We start from the raw sequence: 17,105 nt of genomic DNA on the forward strand, positions 1-17,105 counted from the left end.
GGTCTCACAGCTTCCGCAGGATCACGTGATAGTCGCCATGCCGCACGTCGGTCTTGCCGGACAGGAAGAAGTTCATGGCTTTCGCGGCGGCGTCGACTAGCGCGGCGAGCACGGGCTTGCGCAGGCGCATCTCGGGATAGCGCGGGCTCTCATAGACCTTGCGGTAGATCACCTGCAGGCCATGCGCCCTGGCGAAGGCTTCTAGCCTACCCAGCGTGACCAGCGGATGGAAATGGGTCGGGAACGGCGCCTCGCCCGGCAGGCCGGCCTTCTTGTCTCCGCGCACATAGCGATAGAACCAAACGTGGAACCAGTGCGGCGAATACTTCGTCACCACGCCGGAGAGCGACATCGGATTCGGGGCGCCGATCAGGATCAAGCCGTTCGGCTTGATCGCCTCGCAGAAGCCGCTGAGCGCGGCCTCGACATCGGGCACGTGCTCGATGACGTTGTAGCAGACGATGAAATCGAAGCTTTTCGGGGCGAAACGATAGGTCTGGATGTCGCCCAGGATCGTTGCCTGCGCGTACTGATTGTTCTTGACCTGGTCCTCATCGATGTCGACCACGGTGATATGGCTGCGGCGCAACACCTTGAGCGGCAGGAAGCTGGTCGAGCCGCCGCCGGCCTCGTAGATCGCGAGCGGGCCTGCCGGCAACGCTGCCTCCAGAATGCTGTGCACGGTGAGGAGGCTCTTGCGCGCTTCGCCCGGTGGCAGGTCGAGCAGCGACTGCGGATGCACCGCCGGCCCAGAGGCGTCGACGTCGCCAAGTGTTGCATGGATGGGACCGAAGGTAAGGGTGGTGGTCATCGGCTGTTATCCAATGTTGCTGTTTGCGAATTTTGCCCTGAACGCCGTGAGGCCATGCTTCAGCCGGCCGCGAATCCGGGCGATGTCGAACAGCCAGGCCAGGGCGGCATAGGTGAGGACGCCAACCCCCGCCAGCACGATGCAGGCGGCGAGGTCCGGAATGCGCAGGATGCGATCGAGCGTCGCGACCGCCAGCGCCATCGCGAGCGCAGCGATCAGGACCAGCGCCAGCCGGCCGAGCGGCAGCGGTACGCGGAAGGCATAACGGGTAAGCAGCAGCGCACAGGTAAAGCCGATGATGTCGGCGCCGAGCCTCGCCCAGGCCGCGCCGATCGCGCCATAGTGGCTGACCAGCAAGTAGGACAGGATCACATTGGCCGCGATCAGCGAAGCGGTGTTGACGAGATAGAAGCCGTTACGGCCTGACAGCAGGAAGCTCGCATGCAGATATTGCTGCGTCAGGATCTGGACCACCACGGCGACCGCGATCACCGGCATGATCTCGGCGGCGAGCTCGCGGAAATCGGCGCCGAGGATGATGTTGGCGACATGGGTGGAGATCACGGCAAAGCCGAGCGAAGCCGGCAGCGTAACCGACAGCAATAGCTCAAGGCATTCGGCGAGATGCGAGCGCACCGCGCCGTCACCCTGCTTGGCATGGATCTGGACGGCGAGCGGAAAGAACGCTGCCGCCATGCTCATCGCCGGCATCATCAGCGTCTGCCGGACCAGGTCGAGCGAGGCGACATATCGACCCGCGTCGGCCGCGCCGACAAGGTTGGCGATCATGAAACGGTCGGTGATGCTGGCGATTGCAAGCAAGGTCAGCGACAGCGTCAGCGGCAGGCCGGTCCTGGCCATTGCCATGAGCGAGGTGCGATCGAAGCTGAGATGCGTGCCGCGCCAGGCGGTGCGCGACTGCGCGAGCACCGCGAGCAGATAGGCGAGGGCGGAAGAGAGCAACAGCCAGAAGCCGTTCGGGCTGACCAGCGCGACGACAATGCCGAGCCCGAGCACGGCGACAGCGCGCACCAGCGTCGCCTTCATCACTGAAAGCGCCATCAGCCGCGCGCGAACCAGGTCCTGCGTCAGCTCGAACAGGCCGATCGCGACCGCGAGCACCACCGTGGCAAACGCCGCGGTGCCTTCCAGGCCGGCGAGCCGGGCGAGCACATAGGCGATCGGTGCCGTCAGGCAGCAGATCAAATAGCCTGACAGCACCAGTGCGCGGACGTCGGTGCCGTCGTTGCGGGCGTGCCCGCTCAGGATCAGGTTTCGGAACCAGCCGACCAGGAACACGCTGATCACCGAAGCGAAGCCGATGCCGAGCAGATAGACGCCGTAATCACGCGGCGAGAACAGCCGCGTGAACACGAACACGCTGAGCAGCCCGAGCAGCGCCGAGAGGATATTGGCGGTCAGGTTGATGCTGGCTTGCCCGATCAGCATGACGCGGCGAGCTCTACGCGTTTGCCGCTGCTGGCGAGCGAAAGGATTTCGCTGCTCTCTGCGATCGCGGCGCGGATGGTCTCGACCGGCGTGCCGGAGAAGGATGCGATCGAGAAGGCGACGTCGTCCTTGTTGGCGCGGCGCAAGAGATCCTGCAGCTCGCTCTTGCCGAGCCTCGGATCGTCCCAATAGCTGACGCAGGGCGTGCTCGGGACTTGGGTGTGTCGCAGCGAGGCCGCCGCATCGTTCTGCACGAAATAGCCGTACAGCATGTATTCGGAGAATTCGCGGGTCTTGCACAGCGCCTCTATCCAGTCGAGGCCGGTGACGGTCTCGATGCGCTCGGCCAGGGCGCGGGTGGTCCGCTTGTCCCAGAAGATGATGTGCCCGATGAAATCATCGGCCGGGAACGGCGGCGTCGGCAGGCCGAGCAGCTCATGGCTGGTCACGAGCCAGCGCGAATGCCGTGGCTGGTCGGCGGTCACCACGTCAGACATGGTCAGCATCGGGATCGCGTTCGGATATTCGAACCGTGTCAGGTCGAAGTCGCGGAAGAACACGATATCGGAATCCAGGATGCAAAAGCGCTGGTGAGGCAGCGCGATGGTGGCCGCGATCTTCAGGATCTGCTGCACATGCCAGCCGTTCACCGGCTTGGCCCGCAGCGACCACCAGAACTGACGCCGCCGGCGCTGGATGATGCGCGGCAGCGGCCGCAGCCAGTCGGGCAAGAAGGTCGAGGCTGGGATGATGACGCGACGCTCGCCGGCAAGCGGCGCGAACAGCGGCAGGTCGCAATCGGGAACCAGGAGATAATGCTTGGAGAACGAGGTGACGTGCCGGTCCACGCTCTCACACAGCAACGTGCAGATTTCCAGGTCGCGCCCGTAAGTCGGTGTCAGCAACGCAACTGGGTCCATCTCGTAGATCTCTCTGGCGATCACGTTCACGGGTGTCGTCTTCCAGGCGGCCGTTCTTCCTCGGCGGACCTTTCAGCAAGATCGATGCCGAACCGGCGCATTGGCCGCGGCTGCGATCCCCGTTGGTTAATTTTGTTTGCGGCTAGTCACCGCTGTGCGGTTAACGCCGCGAAGTAACCATAAGAAGTCGTGCTTCATATCCGTCGGCGCGGCTTGCCCGTATATTGCAGAGCCGAATCGCGCATCACCGATGCCGTTCGGCGCGCGTATCAATGCATGTGGAAATACAGGTGTTCGGGCGGGATCCGGCCCACGGATCAGACGACGGCTGTGGTGCCAGTCCGTTTCGGCACAACCGTTCCGTCCGCGGTGTCCGCTTTTGAAACGGTGGGCAAGAGGCTGACGCTATTCTTTTGCAAACTCGCGAGGACAGCAGATGGCTCGAATTGAACGATTGAGTCGGCGGCGGTTCGTCGGCGGGATGCTGACGGCCTCGGCCGGCGCAGTTCTCGGCGGCGCCACCACGGCGCGAGACGCAGGCTCCCGCTTCGGCGTCGATTCGTCGCGGTTCGCCGGCGCTTTCGTGAACTGGGAGGCGGACGGCCGCGAGCATGTGCTGCAGGCCTGGGAGAAATGGCTGAAGCAGAAGCCGTCATCCGTGCTCGGTGTCGATTTCTACGGCCAATCAACCTGGGAAGATTTTCGCAAGATGGATTGGGTGCCCGGCATCTGGAGGCGGCTCAATCCGAAGCGAAACGTGGTCTGGTCGATGCCGCTGACGATCACGGGGACTCCGCTGGTCGATGTGGCCGATGGCTTGCACGATTCCGAGTTCGAGGCGGCGGCAGGAGCGATATCCGATGCGCAACCGCACGCGATCATCCGGCTCGGCTGGGAGATGAATCTTTCGCAGATGGGCTGGTTCGCCAAAGGCCAGGAAGCCGACTACGTCAGGGCGTTCCGGCGCGTGACGGAGATCTTCCGCCGCGCCTCCAGCGAGTTCAAGTTGGACTGGTGTCCCGGCTGGGGGGCGCAGGAGATGCCGGCTGATCTCGCTTATCCGGGCGATGATGTCGTCGACTATATCGGGCTCGACGTCTACGACTTCAAATCGGAAGGCCCGGTGGAGGAGCGCTGGCAAACGCTTTATCTCAAGGCGCCCTTCGGGCTCGAATGGCATCGCGATTTCGCCGCGCGGCGCGGCAAGCGCATGAGCTTTCCGGAGTGGGGCGTCGGCCATGCCGGCGACAATCCCTATTTCATTCAGAAGATGTACGACTGGTTCGTCGAGAACCGCGACAGCATTGCCTATGCGGCCTACTTCAACGTCGACGGCCTATGGCCGACGCAGATCGACACCGGCCGCTTCCCGGAATCGGAGAAGCTGTTCCGAAAGCTGTTCGGGCGCTAGCGGCCTCGTAGCCCGGGTGAAGCGAAGCGCAACCCGGGACACCTGCACCAGAGTTTGCGAGCGGCCCCGGGTTACGCTGCCGCTTCATCCGGGCTCCGGTTGCTGTCGGCCTGGTTCGCCTGCGCCTTTGTTCCCGTCAGCAGGGTCAGGCCCATCTTGAGCTTGTCCTGCAGCGTGCGCTGCGCAAGGCAGGTGAAGAGGCAGAGCTTGTCGCAGGCCACGGTTTCCTTGCGGCGCATGCGCGCTTCCTCGCTGTACCAGATCTCGCGCGCGGTCTGCGTGCGGACGTTGCCGATCGGCTTGAAGAACCAGCAGACCTCGAGGCGGCCGTCGGAGCGGATGAAATAGTTGCGCATGCCGACCCGGCAGGGCATGACCTCCGGCGGCGCCTTCTCGCGGCGGAAATGATTGGGCCAGGCGTTCAGCACGGCCTCGCCGTTGAGGATCGGCGCGCCCTGGCGCTTGAGACGCAGCAACTCGTCGCGAACCGCGATCAGATCGTCCATCTCGCTTTCGCCGATCCACAATTCGTCCTCGACCTCCTGCGTGCCCATCTCGACCGGCTGGAAGCTCAGCGCGGTAGCGCCGATTTGCTGGATCCAGTCGACCATCTGCGGCAATTGACGGAAGTTCAGTCGGTGCACGACCGGCTTGATGATGATCGGAAAATCCAACCCTTCGGCGCGGCGCTTCTCGGAGACGTTCCGGATGCCCTGCACGATGTCGTTCAGCGAGTTCTCGATGCCGCGCGAGTAATTGTGGATCTTCGGATCCCGCGAATCGATCGAGATATTGATGTTGAACGGATGCGCCTCGACTGTCTGCGCGACGATCTTCTTGTTCAGGTAGGCGCCGCCATTGGTGGTCACGCCCCAATGGATGTCGTTGTCACGGCAGAACCGGACGAGATCGAGGAAGCCTTTCTTGATATAGGGTTCGCCGCCGGCGAATTCGACATGATAGGCGCCGATGAATTCCTTCAGGCTTGAGAGCGCCCGCTGCCATTCCTCGATCGACATTTCGTCGCGATAGTTCGGACGGCGCCAATAATCGCAATAGCGGCACTTGTAGTTGCAGCGCTCGACGACCTCCGCGAAGATCGCGGCCGGCCGGGTGACATCGCGGCCGGTGCGCAGATAGAGCTCTTCCGACAGCGCGTTGCGGACATGCTTTGTGCCCAGCGAAACGAGGTCTAGCGCTTTCAAGGTGAAACCTCAGATGTTTGTTATGGTCTCGGTCGATTTTCTTGTCGTGCCGGGGACAGCAAATCGAATGCCAGTGGGGATGAAGGCTTTTCGCGTTGGCGCTGCCGACGGGTTTAACCTTAACGAATTGCTGCCGATGCGCGCTCGTCAATACTCATCCAATGGTAGTGGAGTGCAAAGCGCGCGAAATGCCGCCCGATTAACCCTCGCAAGAGATCGTCACAGCGCCGTGCGTGGCTGGATCGGATTTTGCCATGACCTGGCCATACCGTGTGAATCGCTTTCGTGCGGCTCCGCTCATCAACGATTTCGGGACGGTTGCGTCCCATGATGGTGGCGTGACCCGTTCTGGGACGGCGTGTCGCGGATTGGGATTGAAGCCATGAACAAGATGTCGATTGCGACCGAGTTTCTTGCAACAGACCGCGCCTGGGTCGCGGCCTCACCCGGGCTCGACTGCTCCGTCGAGACCGTGGTCTGCATCCCGAGCTTCCGCCGGCCGCAGCATCTGCGGTTGACGCTCGAATCGATCGCCGCTCAGCGCGCCACGCGCCGCTTTGCGGTCGTGGTGGTCGAGAACGACGCGGCCAATTGCGAAAGTGCGCCGGTAGCCGCGGAATTCCTGGCGTCGGGAAAGCTGAATGGCCTTTGCCTCGTCGAGCCGCGGCAGGGCAATTGTCACGCCATCAATGCAGCGTTCGAGACCGCGCTCGCGACGTTCCCGCAAGCCGTGAACTTCCTGATGATCGACGACGACGAGGTCGCCTCGCCCGATTGGCTCGAGCGCATGATCGAGGCGGCCGAGACGACCGGGGCGGACGTGATCGGCGGGCCGGTCTGGCCGAATTTCGACGACGAGCGGAAGCGCGGCCTGAATCGTCATCCGGCATTTGCGCCGGCCTATCATAGCAGCGGGCCCGTGCCGGTGATCTATGGCTGCGGCAACTGTCTGATCCGGCGACCGGTGTTCGCGCGTCTCGGCAGTCCCGCGTTCGATTTGCGTTTCAATTTCCTGGGGGGAGGCGACCACGATTTCTTCGCACGCTCCCGCCGCGCCGGCTTCCGCTTCCACTGGGTGACGGACGCGATCATCATGGAGACGGTGCCGCGCAGCCGCACCAGGCTCGGCTGGATCGTGCGGCGCGGCCTGCGCATCGGGGCGATCAATTATCACATCGAGCGCAAGGCGGCGCAGTCGATCTGGTCGCGCGCTGCTGTCGTGGCCAAGATGTTCGGCCTGGTGCCGTTCTCCCTGTTCCGCGCCACGCGCATCGTCCTGAAAGAGCGCCGGCCCATCATCGCGATGCATCCGATGACCGTCGCGGTCGGCAGCGCACTTGCGGTGCTTGGCATCGAGCCGCGACCCTACGCCGCCTCGCAGATCGTTTCGTGACCGAGTTCCTGATCACGTCCGAAGCCCGGGCCGTCGTCACCGACGTGTGGCGACGGCCGGTGATGGATTTCGTCCGCGCGGCTGTCTTCATCGGCATCCTGCTGCTGATGTGGATTTCGCTGCATCCGTTCGACGATCTCAGCGACATGCGCGTCGGTGAGGTGACATCTGGCAAGGACGCGGTGCTCTACGCGTTGTTCGGCGTGCTCATGGTGCTGATGCTCGTTTTGACCATGCGCGACAACATGCCGGCGCTGGCGTCGCTATTGACCCCGGCCTATGTGTTGTTCGGGGCCTGGCTTTGCCTGACCGTCGTGCTGTCGTTCGACCCGGCCACCTCGAGCCGCCGCTTTGCGCTCTCGGTGTTCGTCCTGGTGGTGACGGCGACGATGACGCTGTTGCCGAAGTCGAAGGGCGAGTTGATGCGCTGGTTCAGCATCGCTGCGCTGGTTTTGCTCGTGACCTGCTATCTCGGGATATTGCTGGCCCCGAACCTGTCGATCCATCTGGCGACCGACCCCCAGGAGCCGGCGCTTGCCGGCAATTGGCGCGGCGCGTTCGGGCACAAGAACGTCGCCGCCGCGATGATGGCGATCATGATGTTCCTTGGCGTCTACTTCATTCGCGGCGGTGGATGGATCTCGGGCGTCATCGTCATCGGGCTCTCGGCGCTGTTCCTGGTCCACTCCGCGGGCAAGAGCTCGATCGCGCTCTGCCTGGCCGTGCTGCTGCTGACCTCGCTGATGCCCATAGTCCGTTCCATCTGGGGACGCGCCTTGATGTTGCTGCTGCCGCTCATCGTGCTCAATCTGTTCAGCGTCGGCACGGTGTTGAGCGACACGCTGGCGTCAATCGCAAAACTCTTGCCACTGGATACGAGCTTTACAGGCCGTTCCGACATCTGGGTCTTCGCAGTCGATTCCCTGCATCAGCGGCTCCTGACCGGCTACGGCTTCGAAGCCTTCTGGGGCAGCAACGCAATTACGAATCTCAGGGAAGGCAAGGAATGGGCGGGCTACGCCTCGCACAGCCATAACGGTTATCTCGACACCGCGCTCGGCACCGGCCTGCCGGGGCTTGTGCTTCTGATCGCCGCTGTTGTCGTCAAGCCGCTGCGCGATTTCCAGGCCGCCGACGCGGGCGGCAATGACGGCCCGCTGTCGATGATGTTCCTGCGGATATGGCTGTTCGGGCTCTATCTGTCGTCGATGGAGAGCTTCTTTCTCGATCGCGCCGACCCGATCTGGGGGACGTTTCTGATCGCCGTATTCGGCCTGCACTATCTCGCGCGTTTCCGGTTACGGTCGTAGATGACGGCCGCAACCGCGGCCGCCACGTCGCGCCACCAGCCGGCAAAGTCGAAGGGCGCCTGCGGCGGCGGTTGTTTGGCCGCGGACAGGATCGCATCCGCATAGATCTCGCCCGCCGATCCGCGGGGGACCAGCACGATGGCGCCGCGATCGATCAACTGCCTGAAGCGCGGATGGTGATCGAATTCGTCCGGCAGGGCAGGGCCGGTCACGACCAGCGGCCGGCCCGATTGCGCGCAGGTGAGGATGCTCGAACGGCGGGCCGTGATGCCTTCGTCCAGCGGATAGCAGAATGCATCGACCTCACCGAAGAGGCCGAACACTTCGGCATCCGAAGCAACAAAGCCAGAGACGATCACGTCTTCGCCGAGACCAAGCTCGGCGGCGTGGGCGCGGAAATTCTCCTCCACCTTGTCGACGCCGCGGATGAAGGAGCCGATATAGACCAGCAGCGGCCGCAATCCGCGCGCCTTCAGGATCGCGCCGATCTCGAGCAGCGCATTCGGCTGCTTGCCCGGATAGATCGAGCCGAAATGGCCGATCACCAATCGTCCGCCGGCGCGCGCCGCTGATAGCCGTTGCCGCAATTCGGAGTCCTCGATCTTCGAGGGCGCCTCGACATTGGGCGGCAGCGGCGCCAGCACGGATTTCTTGACGGCGGAGCTGACCACGGCGTCATCGGCGAGCTCCTTCCGCACCAGCGGCGAGAACATGACGATGCTGTCGGCAAGCCACACCGCGGGGATGTAGGTAATTCGCCGCATCCAGTTCAGCCCGGACCATTCATGTTCGACCAGGATGATCCTGCGCCGCCTGAGCCTTGCGATCGCGAGCGTGATGAGCGGCCGCAGGATCACGCGTTTCCAGGCCACGATCGGAAAGTTGCAGACCACGCTCTGCGCCGAGCCGATCGCGCGCCAGATGTCGCGGAGCGATCCTTGGCCACGCGTCAGGGTTAACGTTTGGCTACTGCCGGGATCGAGCTTTTCGATCGCTTCACTGAGCAGACGCGTGAACTGCCCGACGCCGCAGTGCATCTCGGCTCCCGCGCCGAGGAACAGCGCCCGATATCGCGGTGTAGAGGTCATCGCTGCAGCGGCAGGGCTTCCGGAGTGATCTCGGTTAGCCATAGCGCGCAGACCTTAGCTTCCGGTAAGCGCCCAAAACAATGCCGGCACCGATCTTGCCAATTCTGGTGTGAAGGCTGCCCGGTCGTCCCGCAATGGGACATCGGACGATTGAAACGACGCAAGGCGACCAGGAGCGCGACATGACGACAGGCAAGATCTTCACCAAATGGGACGACACCCATTCGGAGCTCTGGGGCCATCAGCCGATCCGGCTCGCGCATGCGATGCACAAGCAGCCCGCGTTCTCGATGAACGAGCTCGCGAAGCTGATCGAGAGTTATCCGCGCGAGCATTACAGCCTGGTCAAGACAGGCGCGAAGGGCGCCAGCCGGATCTGGCGCGAAGGCGAGATCGGCAAGCTCAGCGGTCGCCAGGTCATCGAGGCGATCTCGCGCGGCGGTCTGTGGCTCAACCTGCGCAACGTCACCTCAGTCGATCGCCGCTTCCGCGAGATGGTTGACCGGATGTTTGCGGAGATCGGTGCCAAGGTCCCCGGCTTTGATGCGCCGACGCATCAGGCCGGCATCCTCGTCTCCTCGCCGGATGCGCAGGTCTACTACCACTCCGACCTGCCGGGGCAGGGATTGATCCAGATCGCCGGCCGCAAGCGCGTCTATATCTATCCGAACACGCCGCCGTTTATCCGGCCGGAGCACCTAGAAGACATCGCGCTGTTCGACGTCGAGGTCGATATCCCCTATGCGCCCTGGTACGACCAGCACGCCCAGGTGATCGATCTCGAGCCTGGCCAGATGTTGAACTGGCCGCTGAACGCGCCGCATCGGGTCGAGAATCTCGGCGTCGTCAACATTTCGATGACGGTTTCCTACGTCAACGACGAGATCCGGCGCGCGCAGATCCTGCATCTCGCCAACGGCATGCTGCGTCATCGCTTCGGCTACGCGCCGAAGAGCCGCAGCCTGCGCGGTCCGTCCTTCCTTGCCAAGCAGGTGATGCAGAAGCTCCTGCGCGACAGCAAATGGGTGAAACGCGAGCGCGCGGTGCGCCGTGCGATCGACTTCCGTCTCGACGAGACCGATCTCGGCAAGATTGTCGACTTGCCGAAGGCGGCGTAGGCGCGGCGTGCGGCGATGACAGTACTTGCGACATCGGCGAGCAAGTTCTCGGCGCGGGCAGAAGCGCACGCGGCCGGCTACCGCGTCGAGATTTTTGCGGAGTGGAGGCAGGCGGCAGCGCGATGGGGAGCATTCGCGCCTCCGACTGCGTTCCAGAATCCGCAATGGTATGAAGCCTGGTACGCCGCTTTCGCCGAAACCGATGGCGTCTCGCCGGTGATCGCCTTCGTCAGCAATGCTGTGACCGGCGAGCCGGCGGCGCTGTTGCCGTTGATCCGTCGTCGGCAGGGCAGCATTCAAGTGATCGAGTTCGCCGACCTTGATCTCACCGATTACAACGCGCCGTTGCTTGGGCCCGCCGCGCCGCGCGATGCGGCGGCAGCGCGCGCGTTCTGGCGCGACCTGCGCGCCGCGTTGCGCCGGCTGCCCGGCGGCGCCGATCTCATCCGCTTGCGCAAAATCGCACCCGATCTCGACGGCCGGCCCAATCCGCTGGCGCTGCTGGATGGCGTGGCGGTTTGTCCAGTCAACGGCAACCTCGTCACCACGGGCGAGGATTTCGATGCCTGGCGCTACACGCTGGAGCGAACCACGCGCAAGGAATTGGAGCGGAGCTGGCGCGTGTTCACCCGCGACCCCGCCGCCGCATTCGGTATCGCGCAAGACGCTGATGAGGCGTTGCGGGTTCTCGCGACGACCGAGGCGCAGCAGAGCTCGCGAATGCAGAGCCTTGGAGTGAAGTTCATCCTCAATGACCAGAATTGCGCTGCGTTCTATCGCAGTCTGGTCCGCAACGGCATCGGCAATGGCTACGCCATCGTGTCGGCGCTAACGGCGGGCGAGGAGGTGGTGGCGACGCTGCTCGGTGTCCGCAACGGCTCGCGCTACGTGATGATCCGCATCAGCAACGCCGGCGACAAATGGAGCAACTGCTCGCCGGGACGGCTGATCATCGAGCGCACCATGGCAGCGCTGCACAAGCAGGGCGTTCGCGAGTTCGATTTCTCGATCGGCAACTACGCCTACAAGCGCCGCTTTGGCGTCAAGCGCCTGCCGCTGCTCGACATCAGCGCCGCCTTGAGCTGGCGCGGATTGCCCCATGCGCTCCGCGATCGGGCCGCGCAGGAATTGCGCAACTATCCGAAGCTGACGACGTATCTGAAACGCGCACTCGGTAAACCGTCATCACGCGAAGAAACCTAACCTGCTTTAATGCAGATTTGTCACACTCACGCGGATTGTGTGGGTGTTCGTTCTATGTTCGCAAAAGTCCACAATTGTGGTCGCTGCAGTGCCGTATGCTGGCTTTCGGGTTGGGCCACCGGGGAATGTTTCCGCAAGGAGAAGCCGACATGCCAGCCTATATCCATCACCACACCGTGGAGCCGGACTTCATCATCTGCCCGAGTTGCGCAGGTCTTCCGATGTTCGTCGCGGATGTTGCGCCACATTGGAGTCTGGCGAAGATCGACTTCACCTATGAATGCTCCGATTGCGGCGCGCAGATCAGGCAGACGGTGACCAAGCCGGAACTGTTGAACTAGAGCGTTTTCGAGCGAAGTGGACGCCGGTTCGCGTGAAGAAAACGCGTCAAAGCAAGAATCGAGAGCCTCGGTTCTGATTCATCAGAACAGGCCCTCGAGCGTGATTGCCGAAGCAAATACGCTCAAGATATGAAATCATGATCCAGGGTCGGCGCGGCTCAGAATTGCCGCACCACGCCGGGCCGGCCAATCGGGCATTCCAGCGCAGCGCGATCCCATTTTGCGGCATTCGCGGCAGCCTCATAGGTGCTTTGTAGGAACTCCAGCACCGCCCGATCGGGATCGGTGGAAGTGCGCGCGGCATCATAGGGCAGGATGAATTCGCCGAGCGCCTCGCTGAAGAAGGCCGCGTCGGGGCGCACCTTGGCAGTGCGGAAGCCCGCAGGTTCCGGGTAGGCATAGGAATAGAACGCCGGATAATCGATGGCGCCGCCGCCCGGCCAGAATCCCGCGCTGCTCACCTCGTGTGAATAGGCTTCCTGCGCCACCGCATCCGGCAGGTTCGGCACGCCACCGGGATGGCGTGGTGCCGGCCTGCCGGAGAAACGTGTCACCGCGAGATCAAAGCTGCCCCAGAAAAAATGGACGGGGCTGGCTTTGCCGAGAAAGCCGGTACGGAATTGTTTGAACAGCCGGTCGCAGGTCAAGAGGATCGGGAAGAAGCGCTTCACCGCGTCCGCATCGTAGGAACGGTGCTGGTCGTCTTCCGTGAAGCGGATCGCGTCCGGCACTTCGTTTGGCATTTCGTCGATCACAACGTCGATGTCGAGCTGTTTCAGCGCGGCGAGCACCGTCGCGTAGAAGTTCGCCACCGAGAGCCCGGCCAGAGCAAAATGCCGCTCAGCGCCGTCGCTGGTCGAAATGCGCAAGGCGTGGTCGACGAAATCGAAATCGATTTGAAACGTTCTAATCCCGTCGGGGATTGGCGACGTGGTCAATCCGCGCGCCGTGACATAAAGCGCGATGTGCCACGAATGGTTCAGCCACGGCGTCTTGGCCAGCCGGATCTTGCCGACGATCTGGGTCCAGAGCTGCAGCGTGGCTGAGGTGTCACGCCATGCTGCGGTCGGCAGTTCCGGCCATTGAATTTGCTTGGTGTTATTCATGCCAGGCCCCATGGTGATCGTGAACGCAATTATTTTATCACGAGTTCGTCAGGGCAGCTCCAAGGATGGAGCGCGACAAAGCGACATCACGACTTCGTGCATTCCGGACAGCGGCGTTGCCCGCGCGTGGCGCGGAAAAGGCTCTTGCACCACCAGCGTCGCGCCATCGCCTGCAGCGGTCTTCGCACCAGCTGCGCCATGAAAAGCATTTCAACCATATCGTAGTCCCTGACGCGCATGTGCCGCCAGGTCCGGGGGGCGAGGACCTGGCGGCTGCAGTCATGCGGTTTTGAACATGAAGGTGCGGCCGAAATGAAGGCTCCGACCGCACGCCCTACATAGGGCCACGTTCACAAACGAGAATGCCCTCCAACTCGCATCAGCCATGCAGTTTCTTCGCGGTCTCCGCGATCACACGTCCTTGATAACGAGCGCCCGCAAGCTCGTTCGCGCTCGGTTGCCGGCTGCCGTCGCCGCCGGTGATCGTGGTGGCGCCGTAGGGCGAACCGCCGGTGATCTCGTCGAGCTTCATCTGACCGGCGAAGCCGTAATTGAGGCCGACCACGGTGAGACCGAAATGCAGGAGGTTGGTGATAATCGAGAACAGCGTCGTTTCCTGGCCGCCATGCTGGGTCGCGCTCGAGGTGAAGGCGCCGCCGACCTTGCCGTGCAACGCGCCCTTCGCCCAGAGACCGCCGGCCTGATCGAGGAAGTTCGCCATCTGCGAGGACATGCGGCCGAAGCGGGTGCCGGTGCCGATGATGATCGCATCATAGTTGGGGAGGTCATCGATCTTCGCGACCGGCGCCGCCTGGTCGAGCTTGTAGTATGACGCCTTTGCGACTTCGGCCGGCACCAGCTCGGGCACACGCTTGATATCGACGGTGGCGCCGGCTTCGCGCGCGCCTTCGGCGACCGCATTGGCCATGGCCTCGATGTGACCATAGGCGGAATAATAGAGGACGAGAACTTTGGCCATGATGGCTCTCCTTTGGTTGGGTGTTGTTGAAGTTGGGGGGAGTTAGAGCGTCATTGCCGGGCCTGACCCGGCAATCCGTCACAATCGAGAAACCTTTCGAAGGGGATGGATGTCCTGATCATCCCCGATCAGGTCGGGGACAGGCATCCGGGCATGACCGGTGGAGTTTACGCGGCGTCAACCAGCACCAGCTCGGAATCCTCTAGTGCAGTGATCGTCAGCTTGGCTTCGTCGCGAATTGCGGCGCCGTCGCGGGCTTCGACGCGCACGCCGTTCACTTCAATGCTACCGGCCGCGGGCACGAGATAGAGGTGCCGCTTTTGCTCCGGGGCATATTCCGCGCTCTCGCCGGCCTTCAGCGTGGTGGCAAGCACCCGCGCCCTGGCGCGGATCGGCAGCGCGTCGGCATCGTCCTCGAAGCCGCTCGCGATCGTGACGAGCTTGCCGGAGCGATCGGCCTTCGGGAAAGGCTTGGAGCCCCAGGTCGGCTCGCCGCCTTGCGTCAAGGGCTCGATCCAGATCTGGAAGATCTTCGTCTTCGACGGCTCCAGATTGTACTCGGCGTGGCGGATACCGCTTCCCGCGCTCATCACCTGCACGTCGCCGGCCTCGGTCCGGCCCTTGTTGCCGAGCGAGTCCTGGTGCGTGATCGCACCTTCGCGGACATAGGTGATGATCTCCATGTTGGCATGGGGATGCGGCGGAAAGCCGGTGTTCGGGGCGATCTCGTCATCGTTCCACACACGCAGCGCACCGTGGCCCATATTGCCGGGATCGTAGTGGCTACCGAAGGAGAAGTGATGTTTTGCCTTCAGCCAGCCATGGTTGGCGCCGCCGAGCTTCGCATAGGGTCTGAGTTCGATCATGGGATTTTCCTTTTCGATTGCTGGCGGAGGGCCGGGCATTTTGCCCGGCATCTCCAGAAATTTCGGATCAGGCGTTAACGCCGCCGTCGACGTCGAGCACCGTGCCTGTGACGAAGGACGCTTCCGGGCTTGCGAGGAAGACGACGCCGGCGGCGATCTCTTCCGGCTTGCCGAAGCGCTGCAGGGCATGCTGCTTGCGCTGCAACTCGGCGAAGTCCCTGTTGTCATCGGGGTTCATCTCGGTGTCGATCGCGCCCGGCTGCAATACGTTCACGGTGATGCCGCGAGGGCCGAGGTCGCGCGCCGCACCCTTGCTGTAGCCGATGATCGCAGCCTTGCTGGCGGTGTAGTCGGCAAGGCCTGGGAACGAGGCGCGGGTCGCGAGATATGAGCCGATCGTGACGATGCAGCCGCCTTCGCCCATCAATTTCGACGCAGTGCGGATCACTGTGACCACACCGTGGACGTTGATCGCGTCCTGTCGTTCGAGCGCGGCAGTGTCTGCGTTGGGATCGTCGACCGCGCCGCCGACGGCGACGCCGGCATTGTTGACGAGGATGTCGAGCCGGCCGAACGATTTTGCCACGTCGCTCACAAGCTTTTCGACGTCCGCGGGCGAGGCCTGGTCGGCCTTGAATGCGCGGGCCTCAACGCCCTTCGCCTTCAGCTCGGCAACAACGGCTTCCGCCTTGTCCGGCGAGGCGACGTAGCTGATGGCAACATTGGCGCCTTCATCCGCGAGCGCCTTGGCGCTGGCTGCGCCGATGCCGCGTGAGCCGCCGGTCACGAGTGCAACCTTTCCTGAGAGCTTCTTGGTCATCGGATTTCTCCATTCGCTCTAATTCGATGAGCTATGGATATGCCGTCGCTGATGGTATAGAAATAGAAACTATCGAAACTCATTGTTTCCAATTGTGGCAGAGGGCGACCGCCAGAATGTCAAAGCTCCCGGATTTCGAAGCGCTCGCGATTTTCGCAAAAGTCGTGGAATTACGATCATTTGCGGGAGCCGCAGCCGAGCTTGCGCTGTCGAAAGCGACCGTCTCCAAGGCGGTCAGCCGGCTCGAGGACCGGTTAGGGGCGCGGCTGTTCAACCGCACCTCGCGGCGGCTGGCGCTGACTGATGCCGGGCAAAAACTGTCCGAGCGCGCTGCGCGGCTGCTTGCCGACGGCGAGGCGGCCGAGAACGAGGCGTTGGCGCAGTCGGTCACCCCGCGCGGCCTGGTGCGGCTCGCGGTGCCCATGACCTTCGGAGTGAAATCGGTCGCGCCGCTGTTGCCGGAATTTCTGGAGAAATATCCGGAAGTGTCGATCGACCTGCATTTGAGCGATGCCACCGTCGATCTGATCGGCGAAGGTTTCGACGCGGGCTTGCGTGTCGCGCGCCTGCCCGATTCATCCTTGATCGCGCGGCGGCTCTGCGCGATGCCGCGTTACACGGTGGCGGCGCCGTCCTACCTGAAGCGTTACGGCCGGCCGACGCATCCGATGCATCTCGCCGAGCACAAATGCTTCGGCTACGCCTATCTCTCGACCGCGGGCGTCTGGCACTACACCAACGCGGCCGGCGAACAGGCGAACGTTCGTCCCGCCGGGCAGTTGCGCGTCAACAACGGCGAAGCGCTGCTTCCGGCCGTTCTCGCCGGCCTCGGCATCGCCGATCTCCCCGACTTCATCATTGGAGAGGCCATCGCGCGCGGCGAGGTCGAGGTGATCCTCAAGGGCTGGAAGCAGCCCGAAGGCGCCGTGCACCTGGTGACGCCCCCCGGCGGCCCACGCCCCGCGCGCGTCGAAGTGCTCGCGGATTTCCTGGCGAAGCATTTTACCAAGGGCAGGAAGCGGTGAGGCGGCGACCACCTTTGCACATCACGCCCTCCATCGGCTACGCTGTTCCCACAAATCAAA

Annotated in this window: 16 protein-coding genes; 7 read left to right on the plus strand and 9 right to left on the minus strand. The window is 63.2% G+C overall.

Going from position 1 to position 17,105, the window contains the following annotated elements; all coding sequences use genetic code 11:
* Positions 1-4: 4 nt before the first annotated feature.
* Genes K288_RS0114070 through K288_RS45465 form a run of 3 tightly spaced genes read right to left on the minus strand, consistent with a single transcriptional unit; the run spans position 5 to position 3,210 of the window.
* A complete protein-coding gene (locus K288_RS0114070; protein WP_027580140.1) occupies positions 5-811 on the minus strand; it encodes a class I SAM-dependent methyltransferase in 807 nt (268 codons plus the stop codon).
* A gap of 6 nt (positions 812-817) precedes the next feature.
* Positions 818-2,260 carry an oligosaccharide flippase family protein gene (locus tag K288_RS45460; RefSeq protein WP_051334528.1) on the minus strand — a complete coding sequence of 481 codons (1,443 nt, stop codon included), beginning with the start codon at positions 2,258-2,260 and terminating at the stop codon, positions 818-820.
* Positions 2,254-3,210 carry a DUF6492 family protein gene (locus K288_RS45465; protein WP_051334529.1) on the minus strand — a complete coding sequence of 319 codons (957 nt, stop codon included), beginning with the start codon at positions 3,208-3,210 and terminating at the stop codon, positions 2,254-2,256. Before K288_RS45465 ends, K288_RS45460 begins: the two co-directional genes overlap by 7 nt.
* A gap of 406 nt (positions 3,211-3,616) precedes the next feature.
* On the opposite strand from K288_RS45465, the gene K288_RS49555 reads away from it, so the two are divergent.
* The gene (locus K288_RS49555) at positions 3,617-4,591 is read left to right on the plus strand and encodes a hypothetical protein (protein WP_152535513.1); all 975 of its coding nucleotides are present in this window, start codon (positions 3,617-3,619) and stop codon (positions 4,589-4,591) included.
* Between the two features lie 71 nt (positions 4,592-4,662).
* Here K288_RS49555 and K288_RS0114090 read toward each other — a convergent pair whose 3' ends face one another.
* The gene (locus K288_RS0114090) at positions 4,663-5,796 is read right to left on the minus strand and encodes a radical SAM protein (protein ID WP_027580141.1); all 1,134 of its coding nucleotides are present in this window, start codon (positions 5,794-5,796) and stop codon (positions 4,663-4,665) included.
* A gap of 382 nt (positions 5,797-6,178) precedes the next feature.
* Between K288_RS0114090 and K288_RS0114095 the strand changes: the two genes are divergently transcribed.
* Positions 6,179-7,189 carry a glycosyltransferase gene (locus K288_RS0114095; RefSeq protein ID WP_051334531.1) on the plus strand — a complete coding sequence of 337 codons (1,011 nt, stop codon included), beginning with the start codon at positions 6,179-6,181 and terminating at the stop codon, positions 7,187-7,189.
* Entirely contained in the window at positions 7,186-8,499 is a 1,314-nt protein-coding gene (locus tag K288_RS45475) for an O-antigen ligase (RefSeq protein WP_051334532.1), read from the plus strand. Before K288_RS0114095 ends, K288_RS45475 begins: the two co-directional genes overlap by 4 nt.
* Here K288_RS45475 and K288_RS0114105 read toward each other — a convergent pair.
* Entirely contained in the window at positions 8,469-9,587 is a 1,119-nt protein-coding gene (locus K288_RS0114105) for a hypothetical protein (protein WP_152535514.1), read from the minus strand. The genes K288_RS45475 and K288_RS0114105 overlap by 31 nt on opposite strands.
* A gap of 182 nt (positions 9,588-9,769) precedes the next feature.
* On the opposite strand from K288_RS0114105, the gene K288_RS0114110 reads away from it, so the two are divergent.
* The 3 genes from K288_RS0114110 (at position 9,770) to K288_RS0114120 (ending at position 12,249) form a co-directional block, all read left to right on the plus strand.
* On the plus strand, positions 9,770-10,705 hold the full coding sequence (locus K288_RS0114110) for a cupin-like domain-containing protein (RefSeq protein ID WP_027580144.1): 936 nt from the start codon (positions 9,770-9,772) through the stop codon (positions 10,703-10,705).
* Between the two features lie 15 nt (positions 10,706-10,720).
* Entirely contained in the window at positions 10,721-11,908 is a 1,188-nt protein-coding gene (locus K288_RS0114115; RefSeq protein ID WP_027580145.1) for a GNAT family N-acetyltransferase, read from the plus strand.
* Positions 11,909-12,057: 149 nt separating this feature from the next.
* The gene (locus K288_RS0114120; protein ID WP_027580146.1) at positions 12,058-12,249 is read left to right on the plus strand and encodes a hypothetical protein; all 192 of its coding nucleotides are present in this window, start codon (positions 12,058-12,060) and stop codon (positions 12,247-12,249) included.
* A gap of 158 nt (positions 12,250-12,407) precedes the next feature.
* On the opposite strand, the gene K288_RS0114125 is transcribed toward K288_RS0114120, so the two are convergent.
* From K288_RS0114125 to K288_RS0114140, 4 genes are all read right to left on the minus strand, one after another.
* Positions 12,408-13,355 carry a DUF5996 family protein gene (locus K288_RS0114125; protein WP_027580147.1) on the minus strand — a complete coding sequence of 316 codons (948 nt, stop codon included), beginning with the start codon at positions 13,353-13,355 and terminating at the stop codon, positions 12,408-12,410.
* 379 nt (positions 13,356-13,734) lie between these two features.
* A complete protein-coding gene (gene wrbA / locus K288_RS0114130; RefSeq protein ID WP_027580148.1) occupies positions 13,735-14,334 on the minus strand; it encodes an NAD(P)H:quinone oxidoreductase in 600 nt (199 codons plus the stop codon).
* 167 nt (positions 14,335-14,501) lie between these two features.
* Complete coding sequence (locus K288_RS0114135; RefSeq protein WP_027580149.1) at positions 14,502-15,200, minus strand: pirin family protein; 699 nt, start codon at positions 15,198-15,200, stop codon at positions 14,502-14,504.
* Between the two features lie 67 nt (positions 15,201-15,267).
* A complete protein-coding gene (locus K288_RS0114140; RefSeq protein ID WP_027580150.1) occupies positions 15,268-16,020 on the minus strand; it encodes an SDR family oxidoreductase in 753 nt (250 codons plus the stop codon).
* Positions 16,021-16,136: 116 nt separating this feature from the next.
* Here K288_RS0114140 and K288_RS0114145 point away from each other — a divergent pair, with 116 nt between their 5' ends.
* Complete coding sequence (locus tag K288_RS0114145) at positions 16,137-17,045, plus strand: LysR family transcriptional regulator (RefSeq protein ID WP_027580151.1); 909 nt, start codon at positions 16,137-16,139, stop codon at positions 17,043-17,045.
* Positions 17,046-17,105: the final 60 nt, after the last annotated feature.

Origin of the sequence: Bradyrhizobium sp. Ai1a-2, assembly GCF_000426245.1 — a bacterium.
In the GTDB taxonomy this organism is placed as follows: domain Bacteria; phylum Pseudomonadota; class Alphaproteobacteria; order Rhizobiales; family Xanthobacteraceae; genus Bradyrhizobium.